Origin of the sequence: Formosa algae (assembly GCF_001439665.1) — a bacterium.
Taxonomy (GTDB): domain Bacteria; phylum Bacteroidota; class Bacteroidia; order Flavobacteriales; family Flavobacteriaceae; genus Formosa; species Formosa algae.
In genome coordinates, this window is sequence record NZ_LMAK01000007.1 from 130409 (window position 1) to 148401 (window position 17993).

General features: G+C 33.3%; 18 protein-coding genes. 5 read left to right on the forward strand and 13 right to left on the reverse strand.

Going from position 1 to position 17993, the window contains the following annotated elements:
• Positions 1 to 25 precede the first annotated feature (25 nt).
• From larE to AST99_RS02605, 4 genes are read left to right on the forward strand one after another with little or no spacing between them, the layout of a single operon-like run.
• Positions 26 to 823: an ATP-dependent sacrificial sulfur transferase LarE gene (gene larE, locus AST99_RS02590; RefSeq protein ID WP_057778922.1), complete on the forward strand. Its 798-nt coding sequence runs from the start codon at positions 26 to 28 to the stop codon at positions 821 to 823.
• Entirely contained in the window at positions 816 to 1475 is a 660-nt protein-coding gene (gene larB, locus AST99_RS02595; RefSeq protein WP_057778817.1) for a nickel pincer cofactor biosynthesis protein LarB, read from the forward strand. The genes larE and larB overlap by 8 nt, the downstream gene beginning before the upstream one ends.
• Entirely contained in the window at positions 1475 to 2758 is a 1284-nt protein-coding gene (gene larC, locus AST99_RS02600; RefSeq protein ID WP_057778819.1) for a nickel pincer cofactor biosynthesis protein LarC, read from the forward strand. The genes larB and larC overlap by 1 nt, the downstream gene beginning before the upstream one ends.
• A gap of 13 nt (positions 2759 to 2771) precedes the next feature.
• Positions 2772 to 2957 carry a hypothetical protein gene (locus AST99_RS02605; RefSeq protein WP_057778821.1) on the forward strand — a complete coding sequence of 62 codons (186 nt, stop codon included), beginning with the start codon at positions 2772 to 2774 and terminating at the stop codon, positions 2955 to 2957.
• Positions 2958 to 3052: 95 nt separating this feature from the next.
• Here the strand turns inward: AST99_RS02605 and AST99_RS02610 are convergent, their stop codons facing one another.
• The 6 genes from AST99_RS02610 to AST99_RS02635 all read right to left on the reverse strand — a co-directional run bounded on the left by AST99_RS02610 (position 3053) and on the right by AST99_RS02635 (position 7452).
• Positions 3053 to 5125 (reverse strand): hypothetical protein, encoded by a 2073-nt coding sequence (locus tag AST99_RS02610; protein ID WP_057778823.1) that lies wholly within the window; start codon positions 5123 to 5125, stop codon positions 3053 to 3055.
• Positions 5126 to 5364: 239 nt separating this feature from the next.
• Positions 5365 to 5787 carry an acyl-CoA thioesterase gene (locus AST99_RS02615; RefSeq protein WP_057778825.1) on the reverse strand — a complete coding sequence of 141 codons (423 nt, stop codon included), beginning with the start codon at positions 5785 to 5787 and terminating at the stop codon, positions 5365 to 5367.
• Positions 5777 to 6415 (reverse strand): GTP cyclohydrolase II, encoded by a 639-nt coding sequence (gene ribA, locus AST99_RS02620; RefSeq protein ID WP_057778827.1) that lies wholly within the window; start codon positions 6413 to 6415, stop codon positions 5777 to 5779. Before ribA ends, AST99_RS02615 begins: the two co-directional genes overlap by 11 nt.
• A 70-nt stretch (positions 6416 to 6485) precedes the next feature.
• Complete coding sequence (locus tag AST99_RS02625; RefSeq protein WP_057778829.1) at positions 6486 to 6866, reverse strand: NifB/NifX family molybdenum-iron cluster-binding protein; 381 nt, start codon at positions 6864 to 6866, stop codon at positions 6486 to 6488.
• Positions 6863 to 7042, reverse strand: a complete 180-nt coding sequence (locus tag AST99_RS02630) for a DUF5320 domain-containing protein (protein ID WP_057778832.1) — start codon at positions 7040 to 7042, stop codon at positions 6863 to 6865. Before AST99_RS02630 ends, AST99_RS02625 begins: the two co-directional genes overlap by 4 nt.
• 2 nt (positions 7043 to 7044) lie before the next feature.
• Positions 7045 to 7452 (reverse strand): DUF134 domain-containing protein, encoded by a 408-nt coding sequence (locus AST99_RS02635; RefSeq protein WP_057778834.1) that lies wholly within the window; start codon positions 7450 to 7452, stop codon positions 7045 to 7047.
• Between the two features lie 169 nt (positions 7453 to 7621).
• On the opposite strand from AST99_RS02635, the gene AST99_RS02640 reads away from it, so the two are divergent.
• Complete coding sequence (locus AST99_RS02640) at positions 7622 to 8347, forward strand: metallophosphoesterase family protein (protein ID WP_057778836.1); 726 nt, start codon at positions 7622 to 7624, stop codon at positions 8345 to 8347.
• Between the two features lie 56 nt (positions 8348 to 8403).
• Here AST99_RS02640 and AST99_RS02645 read toward each other — a convergent pair whose 3' ends face one another.
• The 7 genes from AST99_RS02645 to AST99_RS02680 all read right to left on the reverse strand — a co-directional run bounded on the left by AST99_RS02645 (position 8404) and on the right by AST99_RS02680 (position 17926).
• The gene (locus tag AST99_RS02645) at positions 8404 to 10386 is read right to left on the reverse strand and encodes a tetratricopeptide repeat protein (protein ID WP_057778838.1); all 1983 of its coding nucleotides are present in this window, start codon (positions 10384 to 10386) and stop codon (positions 8404 to 8406) included.
• Positions 10387 to 10521: 135 nt separating this feature from the next.
• On the reverse strand, positions 10522 to 11028 hold the full coding sequence (locus AST99_RS02650) for a YqiA/YcfP family alpha/beta fold hydrolase (protein ID WP_057778840.1): 507 nt from the start codon (positions 11026 to 11028) through the stop codon (positions 10522 to 10524).
• 318 nt (positions 11029 to 11346) lie between these two features.
• Positions 11347 to 13965 carry an exo-rhamnogalacturonan lyase family protein gene (locus AST99_RS02660; RefSeq protein ID WP_057778844.1) on the reverse strand — a complete coding sequence of 873 codons (2619 nt, stop codon included), beginning with the start codon at positions 13963 to 13965 and terminating at the stop codon, positions 11347 to 11349.
• A 15-nt stretch (positions 13966 to 13980) separates the two neighbouring features.
• Positions 13981 to 14829: an ROK family protein gene (locus AST99_RS02665; RefSeq protein ID WP_057778846.1), complete on the reverse strand. Its 849-nt coding sequence runs from the start codon at positions 14827 to 14829 to the stop codon at positions 13981 to 13983.
• A 1-nt stretch (position 14830) separates the two neighbouring features.
• Entirely contained in the window at positions 14831 to 16093 is a 1263-nt protein-coding gene (locus AST99_RS02670; RefSeq protein ID WP_057778848.1) for an MFS transporter, read from the reverse strand.
• A gap of 43 nt (positions 16094 to 16136) precedes the next feature.
• The gene (locus AST99_RS02675; protein WP_057778850.1) at positions 16137 to 17024 is read right to left on the reverse strand and encodes a PIG-L deacetylase family protein; all 888 of its coding nucleotides are present in this window, start codon (positions 17022 to 17024) and stop codon (positions 16137 to 16139) included.
• Between the two features lie 14 nt (positions 17025 to 17038).
• Positions 17039 to 17926, reverse strand: a complete 888-nt coding sequence (locus AST99_RS02680; protein ID WP_057778852.1) for a PIG-L deacetylase family protein — start codon at positions 17924 to 17926, stop codon at positions 17039 to 17041.
• Between the last annotated feature and the right edge of the window lie 67 nt (positions 17927 to 17993).

Consider the following 17993-nt stretch of genomic DNA (forward strand, 5'->3'; position numbering starts at 1 on the left):
TGGCTTCAGAATAAAACACAAACTTATGTCTAAATTACCATTACTTATAAACTGGTTTAAAGAGCATAAAGGAACGGTTACTGCATTTTCTGGTGGTGTAGACTCTTCACTAGTCTTGTATGTATCAAAATTAGCACTTGGTGAGCAAGCGATTGGTTTAATTTCTAATTCGGAAAGTTTAAAATCTAAGGATTTTGAAATTGCAGTAAAATTTTGCCAGAAACACGATATTACTTTAAAAGTCATTAAAACAGACGAATTAAACGACCCCAATTACACCGCTAATCCTGCAAATCGTTGCTTTTTCTGCAAAACACATTTGTATGAAGCCATGATAGATATTATTAAAGCTGAATATCCGGAATACACCATATTAAATGGTACTAATTTAGACGATTTAGGCGATTATCGTCCAGGTTTAGAAGCTGCAAAAAATCATGACATACGTTCACCTTTAGCAGAATTAGGTATAAATAAAAAAGATGTCATTGCCATGGCTAGTGAATTGCATTTAGAAACGGCAGCGAAACCACCAAGCCCATGCTTAAGTTCTAGAATACCTTATGGTACGGCAGTAAACAGCATACGATTAAACCAAATTGAACAAGCTGAATATATTCTTAACCAATTTGGGTTTAACAACGTGCGTGTAAGACATCTTGGAGAAGAAGCTTCTATAGAAGTTCCTGTTTCCGACATTCAATCATTAAAAAATCAATTCGACCTTATTTCTAAAGACATTCAAGACTTGGGCTTTTCTAAAGTCCTTATAGACCAAGAAGGTTTTGTTTCAGGAAAATTAAATCGTGTATTACATGGATAAAACCTTTATTATAGATGAAGACAGAAAGCAACGTTTAGGCTTTGAAGAAGTAATTTACGGCGCTTCAAAAAGTGTAACCTTGCTCTCAGAATTAGTAAAAGACTATTCTGAAAAAAATAAAAATGTATTAATTACTAAACTACAACAAGATAAAGCTACAGTACTTCTGAATGTGTATAAAACAGCATTCTACGATGAAGAATCGGGTATATTTATGCTGTATCCTATCAATAAAGTTGAAGCACACGAAACCAAAATTGGTATTGTTTCTGCAGGAAGCTCGGATATTGGAGTAGCCAACGAAGCCTATTACACTCTAGAATATTTAGGTGTTAATTCTCGTGTAATTCACGATGTAGGTGTGGCAGGTTTACACCGTTTATTAAATAAACTAGAAGACTTAAAAACCTTCGATATTTTAATTGTAGTGGCTGGTTTTGAAGGGGCTTTACCAACGGTAATGGGCGGATTATTACCCCAACCCATTATCGCTGTACCAACTTCTGTAGGTTATGGTAGTGCAAAACACGGAGAAACAGCCTTACATGCTATGCTTACAAGTTGTGCAAACGGAATTACTGTGGTGAATATAGATAATGGTTACGGCGCAGCATTAGGTGCTTTTAGAATGTTGAAACTAATAGAAAAATAATGAATACAATATATATAGAAGCTTTTTCAGGAGCATCGGGAAATATGTTTCTTAGTGCATTTAGCGAATTACTTGGCGATTACGAACTGTTAAAAGATTTACCTCAAAAACTACATTTACCCGATGGTAAAATAGAAGTTAAACAAGTCGATAAAAATGGTATTAATTGTAAATATGTTGAAGTTATAGATCTCAATCTTGGAAAAGAAGCAGATCAAGACCATGAGCATCACGACCACGAACATTCACATAGTCACGATCATAGTCACACACATTCGCATACTCACAGTCATGATGATACTCATGAACATACTCACGACCATCATCATGGGGCACATCGTCATTTAAGCGACATCCAAAAGATTATAGACCATGCGCATATAAGTGATAATGCTAAAAAAATTGCACATGAGATTTTTTTAATGATTGGAGAAGCAGAATCTAAGATCCATGATATGCCGTTGGAAACGATCCATTTTCATGAAATAAGTGGTGTAGATTCTATTATAGACATTGTAGGAAATGCAGTTCTAATTGACAAATTAAACATTTCTAAAGTCTATTGTACACCTATTTGTACCGGCTTTGGAATTGTAAAAACACAACATGGCATGTTACCCGTTCCGGCTCCAGCAACTGCCGAATTGTTACAAGGTATGCCTATATATCCTGGAACTGAAGAAGGTGAAAAAATTACACCTACGGGTGCTGCAATTTTAAGATATTTAAATCCAGATTTTAAAAGCACCGCATACACCACTAAAAAAACAGCCTATGGTCCTGGAAAAAAGGAGTTCCATAATGCTAATGTGGTCCGTGTTTCTTTATTAGAAGTTCATGCTAAAACAGATAAAGATCTTTACATACAATTGGAAGCTTCTATAGACGATATGTCTCCTGAATATTTAGGCAATCATTTTCAAGACGGCTTGTTAGCTTCTGGCGCTTTAGATTTTAGCATCACCCAACAACTCATGAAAAAAGGTCGGTTTGCTTTTTTACTAAGTGTTACACTCACCAAAACCAATTTAACGTCGGTTTCTAATTATATTTTTAATAACACAAGTACCATTGGTGTCCGCTTTTATAACATAGAGCGCATAGAATTACCAAGAGTGCAACACACAAAACAGACTTCTTTAGGAGATGTTTTGGTTAAAGAAAGTACCACACCATCGCAACATATTAAAATTAAACCTGAATTTGATGATGTGCTGAGATTGGCAAAAGAAACCAATCTGTCACCATATCAGGTTTTAAATAAAATCAATTCTAATTCTTAAAAACTCGAACACTATGAAAAAATTAAGCTCAATTTTATTTATCGTATTAAGCTCACAAATAGCATTAGCTCATCCAGGAGGACATCATACTCATGACACTTTAATTGGAGCTTGGGGCTGGTTAATTGTTCCTTGTATTGCCATTGTTGCTATAATTTGGAAATTTTCTAAGGCCAAATCTAACAAGGCTCAACAGTAATGTAATAAAGAAACCTCAATGACTAATCTGTAAATTTCAGATTCGTCATTGAGGTTTTATTTTAAGTCTCTCTGTTTATAAATTGAAGCGGCTTATTAGTCTAACAATTGTGGCTGACTTAAGATTAATTCAATTTTCTTGATTATAACAGTGATTTGGCTCATTTGTAGCTCAATATTTCTAAAGTATAAGCTAATATCTCTATTCACCCAACTTTCAGAAATTACACGTGCTCCTAAACTAATTCTCAAAATGGCACTCGGAATATTATTTGCATATTTTACATTTACAGCTTGACCAATATGACATTTTTGAGCGGCAAGTCCAATCGTTTCTAACGGAGAATCTTTAAACTGTTCAGATAAATCTGAATTTAATAAAGTATATAATTTTTTAACCTTATCAATAGGTAAAGCTTCGTTGTCTTTTAAAACGAAAAATGGAAAGATTGTGCGAATATTTCTAATTCCAAACTCTTCATTATCGTAGCTTTTAGATTTAGATTCGTTACCATAAATAGGTTGTAAAAAGCTTGCTTCTTTTATAGAGTCTTCAACAAAATTACAGAACATTTCAATTCCCATATTTCTATAAAGTACAGGCGTTTTAAAATATCTATCCATTTCTACCATGGCAGCATTCCAACGCATATACGACCCATAATTGAAGCCGCTTGGTAAATCTTCTGCACAATACCAAGATGTTGGCCAGTCTGAATGATTATAATATTGAGTTAGTCCTACTGGCAGTTTTGTTTTTACTGCATGTATAGCATCGCTCACATCTTTAGGAAAAATTAATGCTCCAGAATATGGAGGTCCTGTAAAGTATTTACTTCCTGTAATGGTTACTATATAGCCTTTATTTAAGTAGTTTTTAACGTCTTTAGGATCTAGTCTTAATTGCGAACCATCTACAATAATTTGCATAGACAAATCTTCAAGCGTGTTTAGTCTCTGAATCAAATCGTCACTTGGTGACTGATATCCTAATTTAGACTGATCCATAGTGTGTAATACTACGTGTCTGCCTAATTTATGTGTTTCTGAAACCGCTTTATACACTTCTTCATCTAAAACTTCAGTAGACTTTAATGCGCCATTTTCATCTCTAAATGTAATTTTAATCACATCTACATCTCTAAATCCTTCAATAGAATCTCCCTTTTTAATAGGATGATTTAAAGCCGTAGTATTTTCAAAATGACACCCTTTTAAAGCGCCTGGCACACCACTTCCTGTTTCGTCTGATGCCACTAAGACATGTGTAATTTCTTTATCAGTCGTAATTTGTGTAATTCCGGCTAATTGAAGTGAAGAATCTGTTCCCGATGGCGAGAAAATAATTTCGCAACCATCATATAATTTAAATATTTTTCTAAGATTCGTTTTTAGCAATTCTGAAAAATCAATGGTAGTTTTTTCAAAACCATATTTTAAGCTATTCCCAATAAGAATGTTTCTAACTTTATCTGTTTTATCGAAAGCAAAATTAGAGACGCTTGTTGCTGTAGACGACGCAAATGTAAAGGCTTCAGGTCTTGGAAATGGACGACAACCATATTTATTTAATAACCCAACTTCATCAATATTCAATCTTAAATCTCCACCAGACATTAATAAATATTCTGTTGGCATAGCAAGATTTTCTACAATAGGCTTCCAAGATTCTTTAAATTCTGAATTTGTATTATCGATACCATGTATTGCTTGTAGTTCTTTATATTTTGTAATAGCATCGATATCAACCCCAGCTTCACTTTTAATAAAATCTAGTAGCGTAAAGTTTAAAGGTTCTAACTTCTCTTTATCATCTTTTGGTAATAATTTATAAAATATTTGTGTAACTTTTAGTGCAGCAACATCGCATAATAAAGTATCGTCTTTATTTTCTCCTAAAGCTTTGTACCATAATTGCCACTCTATTCCATATCTTAAATACACCAACGCTAAAACAGGTTTATTTAAAAATGACGTTCCAATTATAATGGCCTTATTAGGTATAATTTTAAATACATCTGGCTCCTTAGTCGAAGTGATTATATTTATATTATTAATTTTTGGTACGGTATTAAATCGTTTTAAAACACGAACTAAATAGTTCACATTTTCTTTTTCAAATAAGCTTGTTCTTTTATATTGATTCTCAAGAAGTATGTTATTAGTCATAGGGTTTAATTTAAAACGTTCGTGAGAACGTTATGCACTTACAAAATTATTTTACTGACATATGCGCAGTAAAAATTAAATGGTTTTGTTATGGTTTATGTTTTGAATATTTAAAACAGTATAAAAAAGCAACAAAAATAGAAAACGTGCCACAATATGAAGTATAATTTTCATATAAGTCACCGTTTTATTTTACAATTTATGTTGTTTTGTATTAAAATCTTCGATTATAGACTTTTTTAGTTTATTAATTCTGTTTTAAACTGAGATTTAAGTTTGTTTTCTATATAACTAGGAATGGCTTTTGGTAATCGAGTATGGCTATCTACAAAAACAACTGTAGACTTTGCCTTACATAACATAGTATTATCAGCATTACTAATTTCAAATTCAAAAGCAAATCTTACTTTTGGTAATTCTCTTATTATAGTTTTTATGGAAATGAGTTCATCAAAATGAGCTGGTTTTTTATAATTAATTTCAAATGAAATAACAGGCAATATTATTTTATTTTGTTCTAATATAATTTCATCTACACCTAATTTTCTCAGCAATTCATTTCTTGCTTGATGACAATATGAAACATAATTTGCATGATACACATATCCCATTTGATCTACTTCTCCGTATCGCGGTCTTAACTCGAATGCATCAGTGATCATGACTACACATGTTTACAGATTGATCTTCTCTAAGCAAATGGCCCATATCGTGTTCCTTAGTTTCTAAATACTGTTTATTAAATATATTAGACGGTATAATTACTGGTACGCGATCTTCAACTTGTATACCGTAATGTTCTAACCCTAATATTTTATCGGGATTATTTGTCATTAATTTTAAGGAGTTCACACCTAATGCTTTTAAAATTTCCACAGCAATTCCATAATCTCTTTCATCTGCAGCAAAACCTAATTTAATATTCGCTTCAATGGTATCTAATCCCTCTTCTTGTAGTTTATAGGCTTCCATTTTATTCATGAGACCTATACCTCTACCCTCTTGTTGTAAATACACTATTACGCCACAGCCTTCTGCTTCTATAGTTTTCATGGCTTGAGCAAGCTGTGCTCCACAATCGCATCTTAGAGATCCAAATATATCGCCAGTAGCACAAGAAGAATGAATACGAACCAAAGGTGCACTTACCGAAGTTAGATCGCCTTTAATAAGTACAATATGCTCTACACCATTTATTTTTTCTTGAAACGGAATAAGCTCAAAATGACCGTATTTTGTGGGGAGCTTAACGCGTTCGCCTTGTATCATTTTAGTATGGGTAATACTCATATATTTATATTTTTATTCAACACCACTTAACTTTACATAATTTGTAAACACCTAAATGTATGCCGTTGTATTAATTATGACAGGAATGATTTGAATGTGACTTGTGAGGTTTAACACAGTTTGAACCTCTATCTGAAATTTGGTTTTCTACATATTTTAAAATCACATCTGATGAATCTCCGGAACACCCACGAATAACTTGTATGCCTGCTTCATTAAATTTATGATATGCCTTATCTCCAATATTCTCAGACAATAAACAACTCACGCCTTTACTAGCCAATTCGTTAAAAATATCTGATTTACAAGCCCGTTTATGCTGCGTCTCTAACAACTGAATATCTAAAATTTCATTGTTACTAGAAAATAAATAAATTTCGTAAAACTTACTACGTCCAAAATGACTTTCAATTTGGTTGTCTCGCGTAATAGGGATAGCTATTTTTCTCATTTTTTAAATTTTAATCGTTCTACTTTATCACCTTTCATTTTTTTTCTTCTCCCATTACAATACGGTCTTTGGGATTCTGATACTTCCGTATTTGCAGACGTCTTTCTACATTTACCAAACATCATTCCCGTTCTTGGCCCGAGTCCTTCAGGACCTGTATGATCAAAATTCGGCATAACTACTGATTTAAGTTTATTAATTCTTCTTCATCAGACGGCGGACAATCTCCACATTCAAACGTGTTTTCTTCACCATCAATTAATTTAAAACAGCGCTTGCATTTAAACCAATCTTTATCAAACTCAAACTCGCCTCCATCAATAATTATAGATTTTCCCTCTACAAAAGCTTGACCTATTTTTTTTAATGCACTATTGTAAATTCGAGTTAATGTGGGTCTGGATACTTCCATATTATCGGCTGCAACATCTTGAGAAAGATCATCGTAGATCACTAATTTAATAGTTTCATACTCTTCATATTTCATGATGATATGTTCCGAATCACAAAATGAAATCCCAAAAGGTTTAAATCCTTGCATCTGTGGCGGATGGTTCACTTTTCTTTTTTTTCTAGGGCGTGGCATCTTATATTAATTTGATACAAAGATAATGAACTTACGTTCATAACTCAATATTTTTTTCATTATTTAATGTATGAGGTTAAAATATAATGAGATTTATAGGCTTTAATTCGCTGATACTTTTATTTTTGAATACTGATAATTGATTTAAAAAATTAAACCTATAATTCTCATGAAAATCGCTTTCTTTTCAGACATACATGCAAATTTACCAGCACTTGAATCTTTTTTTAAGGACACCGAAGCAGAACAAGTTGATGCTATATATTGTTTAGGAGATTTAGTAGGTTATAATGTTTGGCCTAATGAAGTGGTAAATGAAATTAGAAAAAGGTGTATTCCTACCATTATGGGGAATCATGATGAAGCCTTATTAAAACCGTTTGTAAAAGAAGAAACACCGTCTAACAAAGGTTTAACCAGAACGCTAATAACAGCAGAAAATAGAGCGTATTTAATTAATTTACCCAGACATTTAAAATTGTCTTTTAATACACAAAATAAACCTTTTTCACTTTTAATGACACACGGAAGTGTAAAAGCTATTAATGATTATATGGTGATAGATTATCCGGAACACGAGGTGTTAGACATGTTACATAACCAAGAGGCCGATGTGCTTTTATGTGGCCATACACACAAACCGTTTCACAGAGTAATTACAGACGGAGACACTTATAAACATGTAATAAATATAGGTTCTGTAGGAAAACCTAAAGATGGTGATCCTAGAATTTGTTATGCCATTGTAGAACTAAACCAAGAGACATCGCCAAACTCAGAACATCTTAAAGTCACTTTTAAACGTGCTGAATACGATATAGAAAAAGCTGCTAAAGCTGTTGAAAACAGTGCTTTTGATAGTGCTTTTGGAGAAGCATTACGTATTGCTAAATAAGTATAAAATAAACATTGCATTAAAATGAGGACGTAAAAAAGAGTCTGCTTTGCTATTTATAAATCTATAAACTTAGCATCTATTTCTTTTTGTGTTTTTGGACTCACGTTAAATTTTAAAGCATATCTATTTAGAATTTTACGTTCTTTTTCAGATATTTTACCATCCTCGACCATGTCTTTTAATTCTTCAATATATTGCTTTTCGTTTTCAGAATAATTGGAGACTAACACTTTATCTTCTATCGCTAAGGCATCTGCTTTAGTAAGGCCTAGTTTTTTAATCTTTCTATTTAAAATTTTACGTTCCGACACATCTATTTTACCATCATCTTCAATCATGAACAAAACCTCTTCTTCGTACTTTTCAAGATTTAATTGATACACGTCTGATTGTGAATCTGAATGAGATAAGCCACTCTGAGCTTCACTATTTGGAGGTTCTGGTAGTTTACTTGAATCTTCAAAATCGACTTTAAACATCCATTCCAACACCTTAAAATCTGCTTTAGAAAACGTATGTTTTTTACTAACTTTTACGCCTGCTTTTGGTAATAAGTGTTTTAATTCGGCATTAAGATCTGTAATATTCTGAGACGACAGTTGAGCTGTTTGTAGGCTAGAAATAATCTCGGAATATGTAACAACACTTTTATTTATACGTTCATCGACCAACTGTTGCCAATTAACTTCTGAATGGTACCACACCAAACTATTGGGTATATATGGCGCTTGTGTAGGATTAAAGTCTTGTTCTTTTTCTATTTTTAAATCGACTTCATTATTAGGACCTTTAGATGCTTTTAAATGTGTTGCCCCTAAACCTTGAAGCAAATACACAAATTCTTCTACGCGTTCTAAAAATAAAATTTCGGTATAACTTCTTAATGGTAAATAGAAATCTTGTTTATGTGGATGCCCAATATAAACTTCATTACATAACGGATGGCCTTCTAAAAATTTAATATGACTAGGTAAACTATTTTTCTTTAAAACCACAAGATTGTTTAACCGTGTAGCATAGATATCTTCGGTAACAAAAACCAATTGTCTTTCGGTATAAGGTACTTTTAAAAATTTCTTTTTAAGCTTAGCATATACTTCTTCTTTCTTGGCTTTTACCCCTTTTTTATAACCCTGATTTTCATAATTTTCTTCACTGATAGCGAAGCAATTTATAGCCGGAACATACTTTTTTTGTTTAAATAAAAGTTCTCCTTTTAACTCGTAAGTATACGATTCTATTTCTCCGCGCTCTTCGTATAATTTAATATATTCATCAATAGTAACTAAGGCCTCATCCAAGCGTCCCATACTGCGCAAGCCGAAGGTTTTATTGAAAAAATAAAAAGAGGAATCGTCTAAATCTAAATCATTTATATTATAAAATTTACGAAACTCATCTAAGGCTTCTACTCCTGCTTCATAGTCTTCTTCATTAAATAATTTTTCGATTTTTGATTGTAGTTCTGCATGCTGATTAATGGTAGTGTTTTTATATTCAATAATTTCCATTAACATGGTTAATATCTTTTGTGAAGCGCTTAAACTATCTGTACCAAATCTGTTAATATTTATATCGTGGTGACCTGAATGGTTTTTTACGTGAAATCTAAAAAAATGAAACACGTCTTCACTAGTGTTTTCCATTAATTCTACAGCGTCTATAGTATCCCATGAAAACGACAATATTAAATCTACAGCTTTACTAACCGCTGAGTTTTCTTCATGACACAAAGCCATTAAACCCGAATCTAAAATAATTGTAGACCGGTAATAATTACTTTCTGTTTTTACTGAATTTACGTCCTTAATTTTAGACAATTCATGTTTAAAAACCACCAATAAATCATCGTTTGGCGTCACTGAGCCCCCAGAGGTTTTAAGGGCATTATTAAAGTAATCTAATAACCTAATGTACTCACTTTTATCTATATCTAAACCATTTTCACCTTGGAAATAAACCGATCCTTTAAATTCCTGATCTGAAAATCCATCTGGTCCTAGATTTTTATTTATGATTTGTAATATTTTACGCATGACATTCTATAATTTTTCAGTTCAGAATCCTTTTTTTATGTTATTGTATTCTAAACTAAATACTCCATTAATTCCTCCTTTTTCTAAATCTTAAGAACCTAAACTCGATATTAATTTTAAGTTCTGAAATAAATTTTAATTATTATTAACACGATCTAGAGTATCAAAAAACACCTCAACCTCTGCTTTAAAAACTGCTAAAGGAATACGGTGTGCTAAATGGTTACGCAAATGTATGTAATAATTAGGATGAAATGGTATGGTACTGGCTAGAAACTGTAGTGTATCTTTAGCAAATACAACAGTATCTTCGCTACCTAAAACAAATTGTTTTATAGGACTTGTTTTGTATTCTATGTCTGTAATATGTTGTACAACCGGACGTTTTGCTAAGGCAGGATTAAAAAGTAACGCTGGGCATTGAAAGTGATTAGAAACATAATACCCTGCGCCCCCCCCCATACTACTGCCCATAACGATATTAACAGTTTTATCTTGATATACATTAATGATATCTGATATGCTATGGGATGCATTTTCGTAATCTATAGAGGGTGCAAAAACGTGTCCGTATGCTTCTAAAACTAATCTTTTTTCTGGACTCAAACTTCCGTTTAATCCGTGTATATATAAAATATTCATGATGTAAATTATTACACTTCAATATTGTAAATACATTACTGTATGGTTTTTAGCAGACACCATACATTTACAAGATATGAGGTTTCATAAAAATAATGAAAGTTTTAATATGTTTTGTATTTCTATAAAAGACTTTCTTAACATCTTTAATAGACGTTATTGAAAAAGGAGCTAATTCAAAAGGAAATATAAAAATAAAGGCCTCCAGTGTCCTGGAAGCCCTTATCTTACTAAAGCAAAATTGATATGAAACACTAACCAAATCCGTTTTACTCATTAACACAAATAATTTTTAAATAGGTTAGACTAATTCAAATTTTATTTGGCTTTTTCTGGTTCTAAATTACCTAACCAATACAATAAATATGGAATGTTGTTTGCGTGTGTCCACCCAAAAACTCTTAAGCCTTGGTTTAAATCCCAAATAGCAATGCGGTCTTTTTCGTCTTTTGGTAATTTAGATATTTTTAATAGGGCTTCACTGTAAGCTTTTTGAGTTGTGTTTTTATCAATTTTGATGGGAAGCTTAGATACTTTTAGTATCTCTGCCCTAGATTTTGCTTCTGTTAAAAAGGACGGATTTCCGCTTAAATCGTAACCGATAAGTAAAGGGTAAATTGTAGCTAAATACGATTCCATTTGATGGTTTAAAGGTGGTATATTTTTAACCCATCTCGCATGATCTATTAATGCTTTTTTAATATCCTCACGACCTGTTAACTGATAGTATTTATACAGTCCTTGTGCCACATAGGTTTGTGAATATCCGTAGCGGTCTAGCAATAAATTTCCTCCCTGTGCTTTTTGTAGCTCGAGCATAAGTTTTATACGCTCGTCTATTTCTGTTTTATATTTTTCAAGCTTAGTCGCATCATATAATTCAACCAAATTAAGAATAGATAAATACAAACGTCTACCTCTTAAATCATGATCTCCCCAAATTCTATTTAAATACGTATCTCCTGTCATTTTTGCGACCTCAAGAGCTCTCTGATCTCCTGTAATATAATAGGCTGCAATCCAACCCTGAATCCAAACATGCGCACTTAATAACGCAGACCAATGTTCGTCTCCATGGCGGCGACCTATACCCAAATACGGGGTAGATTCTGGTTCATTTTCATAATTCCAAAAATCTATTGCATCGTTAATTTCACCAACATAAGTGCGTTTTTTTGGCCAATGAATATTATCTACATCCATAGTATGCTTACTCATAGCCTCCGCCATATGGTAATATTTCGGATTACCAGTTCTCATAAAGTTTGTCCACAAACTAAAATCTACCGTAGGTTCGTTATTAGTCCACATGTGCCAATCGTCTTTAAAGTAATAGGTTTTAATATCTCCATAATCGAAAATACTATACCAAGATTCCCATTCTTGATTAAATGCTATCCAATCGTATTTGTATTGTAATGCATTTTCAAACTCTGAATGTTTAGTGCTAAACGGCGCCATTTTACCATACACCAAAGAAGATGTATACCATTCCGGAGCGGCATGAGCAACCGGAGGATCTAAGGCATAATCCATAGTTAACTCTATGGTCTCAATCGTTTCTGACGTATGGAAATAATATATAAACTCTGTGGTTTTTGTTATTCCTTGTGCAAAATTATCTAACATGCCACCGTCTAAATCTGTATTCTTTCTTTCAAAGCTCATGGCCTCAATACTAGATGGCCATACATAAGCATTTAGTGTCCCTGTTTTTGGATCTATCTCTAGCTCTTTAGGGTATTCTTGAAGCATATTTTTAATACCCACACTAATTCCTTTTGTTTTATCTGAAACGTCTACCCAGCCTTTAGCACGCTGTGCTTTTACTACATTTTCTTTTCCTATAAAAACCTCAGTGTTAAACCCAACTTCTCTTTGTGTGGCTGTTGAACTTTTATTTTGCTTGTTTTGCTTAGGCCCCGTTTGTAGAATTCCAGTTTTTTTATTTGATAATGGTGACGTATAAACATCATATGCCACTTCTGTGTCTAGGCGCATGTCTTGATTGGTAGACGTAGCAAACTGCACCTCTTTATCTAAATGATATTTAAATGTGAGTCCGCAACCAGAAATCTGATCGTTAGGTTGTGTCCAGCCTTTATCATCTGCAGTGTCTTCAGAAACAATAAATTCACTTTGTGTTGCAATATTACTATGTTCACCCTTTTGAATCTTGTGCTTATCTGGCACACCCGTATACGTAAGGGTGTGTAATACTTTTATATATTTTTTCCCTGCGTATGCATGAATTCGCATTGAAAAAGGAGAATCATTATTATCGTCTTTATTGTACTTATAAGTTCCTTCTACTCTAAATACAGCATGTAATGGTCCTGAACCAATTTCTCTAAACACTTCGTTTACGGTTGCTTTAGATAAATCTACTCCAGAATCGTCTAAAATATCTAGAAATGTTCCTCTAGAATCTTCGGGAGCAGAAGCTATTAATTCGTCGCTAGAAAATGACTTATCATTATTTTTATCAATAAAAACCTCGTCTAAAAAACCATGTCCTTTTTTATTAATATTAAACTGTAATGCCCCCGTATTGACTGTAATACCTCCTTGAGGTCTCATATTATTTACAGATACAATTTTACTTTCTGGTTCCATTGGATAAATATCATCGCCATATTCTAAGGTGTAATCTGTATGTTCGTCAGAGAAAAAGAAGACCCAAATCCACTTGATACTCTCATCGGCTGGTGCCCATGTGGTGACTTCTGTGGTCTGACATACAATTTCTTTCCCTTTACTATTAAGCAGTCTGACGTGATCTATTGAAAAGAGCTCGCCTTTAGGAAACGGAATCCCTAGAGTTATAGGTGCTCCCGTTTTATTATTTTCAATCTTAATAGGTATTTGTTTATTTATTTCAGCCGAACAACTCACTGCAATAAACATTACTAATAAAAAGAGTATTTTATTTCTCATGATTTATGTCTGTTTTTATTTGTTTTGAAGACACAAAGAAGCGGCACCTAGTAGCGCAGATCCCTTTGTTTTTGAAACGTCTATAATTAAATTTTCTATTTGCTTTTGATAAGCGAAACTTTTTAATCCCTCTAACATACTTTCTTTAAATAACGGATAAGCCTGACTTATAGATCCGCCTAACATAATCTTGTCTGGTGCGAACATATACAAGATGCTTTTTATGGCTTCAGCCAAGTGTATACCATAATCGTAAAAGGCTTTAAGTGCTTTTTCGTCACCTTTTTCTGCAAGCGCAGCAAGATCTTTAGCTGAAACATTATAATATTTTGTAAAGAAAAAACTACCTGTATAATGCTCTACAATGCTATCTTTATAAGCCAGCATTCCAATTTCTCCTGCACCACATAACACGCCATTATACAGCATATTATCTATAACAATACCCATCCCTAATCCGGTACCTAAAGAGAGGCCTACAAACTGTTTGGATTGATTATTTTCACCATACATAAATTCGCCAAGTGCAAAACAGTTGGCATCATTATTTATATAAACAGGAAGACTAAATTCTAATTCTAGAAGCATTTTTAAGGCTACTTCATCCCAATCATTTATATTTTGAACATCATAAACAATTCCACTAACTGGATCGACCACCGCTGGAACTCCAACGCCTATACCCACTACTCTATTTGTTAAATTCTCTCGTATAAGTTGATACAAGCTTTGTAGTGTTTCGCCTTTAGTGGCGTCTTTACGGACTAACACAGCATCTGTTTTCGTAACTCTATTATTCTGAATTACACCTAGGTTTATTGTGGTCCCTCCAATGTCTATTCCTATATATTCATCTTCTACCATATTAGCTGTCTTTTTTTAATCGAATTGTTTTGTTGGTCACTAACGGATTAGCCCAGAATCCTATAGAAAGAATAAATAGTAACGGAATCATCAAGAAAAACATTCCTGTTTTAAGATTAACAAGTTCGCCTATCCATCCCACGATAAATGGCACAATTGCACCTCCAGCAATACCTGTACATAAAATTCCAGATAACGACCCATGATGACTTTTAACTGAATTAAGTGCTAAAGAGAATATAATAGACCACATAACCGAGATAAAGAATCCAATTAATGGAAATGCAATTAATGCAATTTCGGCAGATCCTGTTACCGCTAAAATGACAGCACCTATTGTTATTAATGTAGCATAGATTAACAATTTACGACTGTCCATTACCTTAAGTAAAAGCAACCCTAAAAGACAACCTACAGTTAGCATAGCCCAAAAATAGGCTACGGTATCTGCACCTAATACTTGCGGATCTATATCATGGTATTCATATAAAAATTGCGAAATCCAATTTCCGATACCTTGTTCTGTACCAACGTAGCAGAAAATTCCTAAAAAGTATAACAGTGTCCACTTGTCTTTTAAAAGACTGAAGTACGAATTTTTATCTCCCGCTTTCTCGTCTTCGTTTTTTTGAACTTTTGGGTATTTTACAAAAAAGACAATAATTAGCATGATTGATGCTATTAGAGAAAACACAAAATACAATGACACCCATGGTAAGTGTTCTGGAACAAGTGCTCTTAAAGTACTTGCCATATCTGAAGTTTCACTACCATTAGTATTCACTAAATATTTATATAAGTAAGGACTTGCAAAAGATGCTAAACCAAAAACAAGTTGAGCTAAAACAGAATTAAATGCAAAATGTTCTTCGCCACCTGCGACTCTTAGCATGGGATTTATTACAACTTGTAACACAGCCATACAACACCCTAAACTAAATAACGTAATTGTAAAGGTGATGTAACTAGGATTGAGTGCAAACCCACAAGATGCCAACATCATGACAAAAAACGAAGCGACCAACAAGGTTTTATCTCCATATTTTTCTGCTAAAAAACCAGCAGGAATAGACATAACTCCATAAGCAATAAAAAATGAAAATGGCAATAACCCCGTTAAAGTTAGGCTTAAATCGAAACTCTGTTTTACGTCTACAATTATAGAGTTTAGAATATTTGTTATAAATGAAATGACAAAGAATACTAGCATTACCAATATAATTATATGATAATATTTCTTTGTAATGGTATTTTGGTTGTTCATATCTGTGCTGTAATTAGGTTAACGATTAACTAGGAACATCTTCTTAGTTTAACATCGGGAAATAGTATTTAATTTCTTCGTCTGTTGGCTGTTTGCCATATTCACAGATCTCAAAAAACTCGACATATTTCACTTTTGAAGCATCGGTTTCTGGATACCATTTTTTTAATGTTGCTTTACCCGTTTCATCTAATTTGGTTTCTTTTAAATAGGTGGTATTTACCCAACTTAAACGCTCCTTTTCTCCTGTTGGAATATCGCTTTCTGTCATTCCCATTAACCAAGGCATCCACTCAAAAACTTGAGATTCGTGAGATGCAAAAGCTTTCTCTTTTTTATCCATAACACCGTCTATAACCACAGCAATATCTTTTGAAAACGGATATGGTTTTTGGAATCCATCTTGCATGTATAAGAAAATAGGATTCTTCTTTAAAGCTGGAGTATCTGGCGTTACATTAGGCACAATCACTAAATATGCTGCATCTTGAACTACAATACCTGCATTTCTATGATCTGGATGATAATCGTTAGGGCGTAAACCTAAAACGATATCTGCATCCCATTCTCTAATTTTTCTAATAACTTGATGCCTTACATTTAAATTAGGAATAAGCTCTGCATCGTGATTATCTAATACATCGTATTCTATACCTAAAGCCTCGCCAGCCTTTTTAGCTTCTGCTCTACGTCTTTTTCCTAACACACCGCCACCCATACTTTGGTGTCCTGCATCGCCATTAGTTAGGGCTAAAAATTTTACTTTATGTCCCAATTGTGCATAAAGCGCTGCAGTACCTCCAAATTTCATATCACAATCGTCTGGATGTGCACCAATAGCAATAATTCTTAGCGGTTTTTCAGGTGTATCTTGTGCAAAAGCATTAAAACTAGCCACTGCCATACATATTATAAATGTTAGTTTTTTCATATCTATTCTATATATTATTTGTTTAACATGGGAAAAAGTTGTTTTATTTCTTCATCTGTAGGCTGTTTACCGTATTCACAGATTTCAAAAGCTTCTGCATATTTTGCTGCATTGGCTTTAGTTGGTCCATACCATTTTGTTAACGATTTTCTGACATCTGGAGAAATTGATCGTCCCCATATTTTAGTCAGAAATGCTCGTTTTTCCTTTTCTCCTTCAGGAACCATATCTAGCTTACCTTCTGTCCAAGGAAGCCATTCGTAGAACTGAGATTGATGAGCATCTAAACCATCCATTTTAGTTTCAAAAACACTTGTAATATCTACAGCGATATCTGCTTTAAATACATTGGGTTTCTGAAAATGATCTTGTAAATACAAGAACACCGGATTTTTCTTTAATGCAGGCGTATCTGGTGTTACATTCGGAACAATTACCAAATACGCAGCATCTTGTACTAACACACCAGTATATCTATGATCTGGGTGATAGTCTACAGGTCTATGTGTTAATACAACATCTGCATCCCAATTTCTTATTTCTCTTATTATTTGGTGCCTAACATTTAAAGTTGGAAAAAGTTCACCATCATGATTGTCTAAAACAGTGTATTGTATACCTAAACGTTTCCCAGCTTCTTGAGCTTCACTGCGTCTTATTTTAGCAAGATGACCTCCACCTTTTTCATAATGTCCAGCATCGCCATTTGTAACTGAAACAAACTTTACATGATGTCCCATTTTCGCGAACAATGCAGCTGTTCCTCCCATTTTATTATCACAATCGTCTGGATGAGCGCCAAATACAATAATATTTAGTGGTGTATTTGCTTCTTGTGCTGCACTTTGTAAGCTAAAAATTAGGCACAAGACAGCTATACTTTGAATAAACGTGTTTTTCAAAATCTTATATTTTTAAATTTGTAAATTGTAATTTAATTTAGCCACCATACTTTAGATGGTGGCTAAA

Coding starts and splice junctions, on each gene's coding strand:
- AST99_RS02635 (WP_057778834.1), bottom strand. CDS start 7,452: ATGCCACGCCCTAGAAAAAAAAGAAAAGTGAACCATCCGCCACAGATG.
- AST99_RS02650 (WP_057778840.1), bottom strand. CDS start 11,028: ATGAATATTTTATATATACACGGATTAAACGGAAGTTTGAGTCCAGAA.
- AST99_RS02665 (WP_057778846.1), bottom strand. CDS start 14,829: ATGGTAGAAGATGAATATATAGGAATAGACATTGGAGGGACCACAATA.
- ribA (WP_057778827.1), bottom strand. CDS start 6,415: ATGAGTATTACCCATACTAAAATGATACAAGGCGAACGCGTTAAGCTC.
- AST99_RS02640 (WP_057778836.1), top strand. CDS start 7,622: ATGAAAATCGCTTTCTTTTCAGACATACATGCAAATTTACCAGCACTT.
- AST99_RS02615 (WP_057778825.1), bottom strand. CDS start 5,787: ATGATCACTGATGCATTCGAGTTAAGACCGCGATACGGAGAAGTAGAT.
- AST99_RS02630 (WP_057778832.1), bottom strand. CDS start 7,042: ATGCCGAATTTTGATCATACAGGTCCTGAAGGACTCGGGCCAAGAACG.
- larC (WP_057778819.1), top strand. CDS start 1,475: ATGAATACAATATATATAGAAGCTTTTTCAGGAGCATCGGGAAATATG.
- AST99_RS02610 (WP_057778823.1), bottom strand. CDS start 5,125: ATGACTAATAACATACTTCTTGAGAATCAATATAAAAGAACAAGCTTA.
- AST99_RS02625 (WP_057778829.1), bottom strand. CDS start 6,866: ATGAGAAAAATAGCTATCCCTATTACGCGAGACAACCAAATTGAAAGT.
- AST99_RS02645 (WP_057778838.1), bottom strand. CDS start 10,386: ATGCGTAAAATATTACAAATCATAAATAAAAATCTAGGACCAGATGGA.
- AST99_RS02675 (WP_057778850.1), bottom strand. CDS start 17,024: ATGAAAAAACTAACATTTATAATATGTATGGCAGTGGCTAGTTTTAAT.
- AST99_RS02660 (WP_057778844.1), bottom strand. CDS start 13,965: ATGAGAAATAAAATACTCTTTTTATTAGTAATGTTTATTGCAGTGAGT.
- larB (WP_057778817.1), top strand. CDS start 816: ATGGATAAAACCTTTATTATAGATGAAGACAGAAAGCAACGTTTAGGC.
- AST99_RS02670 (WP_057778848.1), bottom strand. CDS start 16,093: ATGAACAACCAAAATACCATTACAAAGAAATATTATCATATAATTATA.
- AST99_RS02605 (WP_057778821.1), top strand. CDS start 2,772: ATGAAAAAATTAAGCTCAATTTTATTTATCGTATTAAGCTCACAAATA.
- larE (WP_057778922.1), top strand. CDS start 26: ATGTCTAAATTACCATTACTTATAAACTGGTTTAAAGAGCATAAAGGA.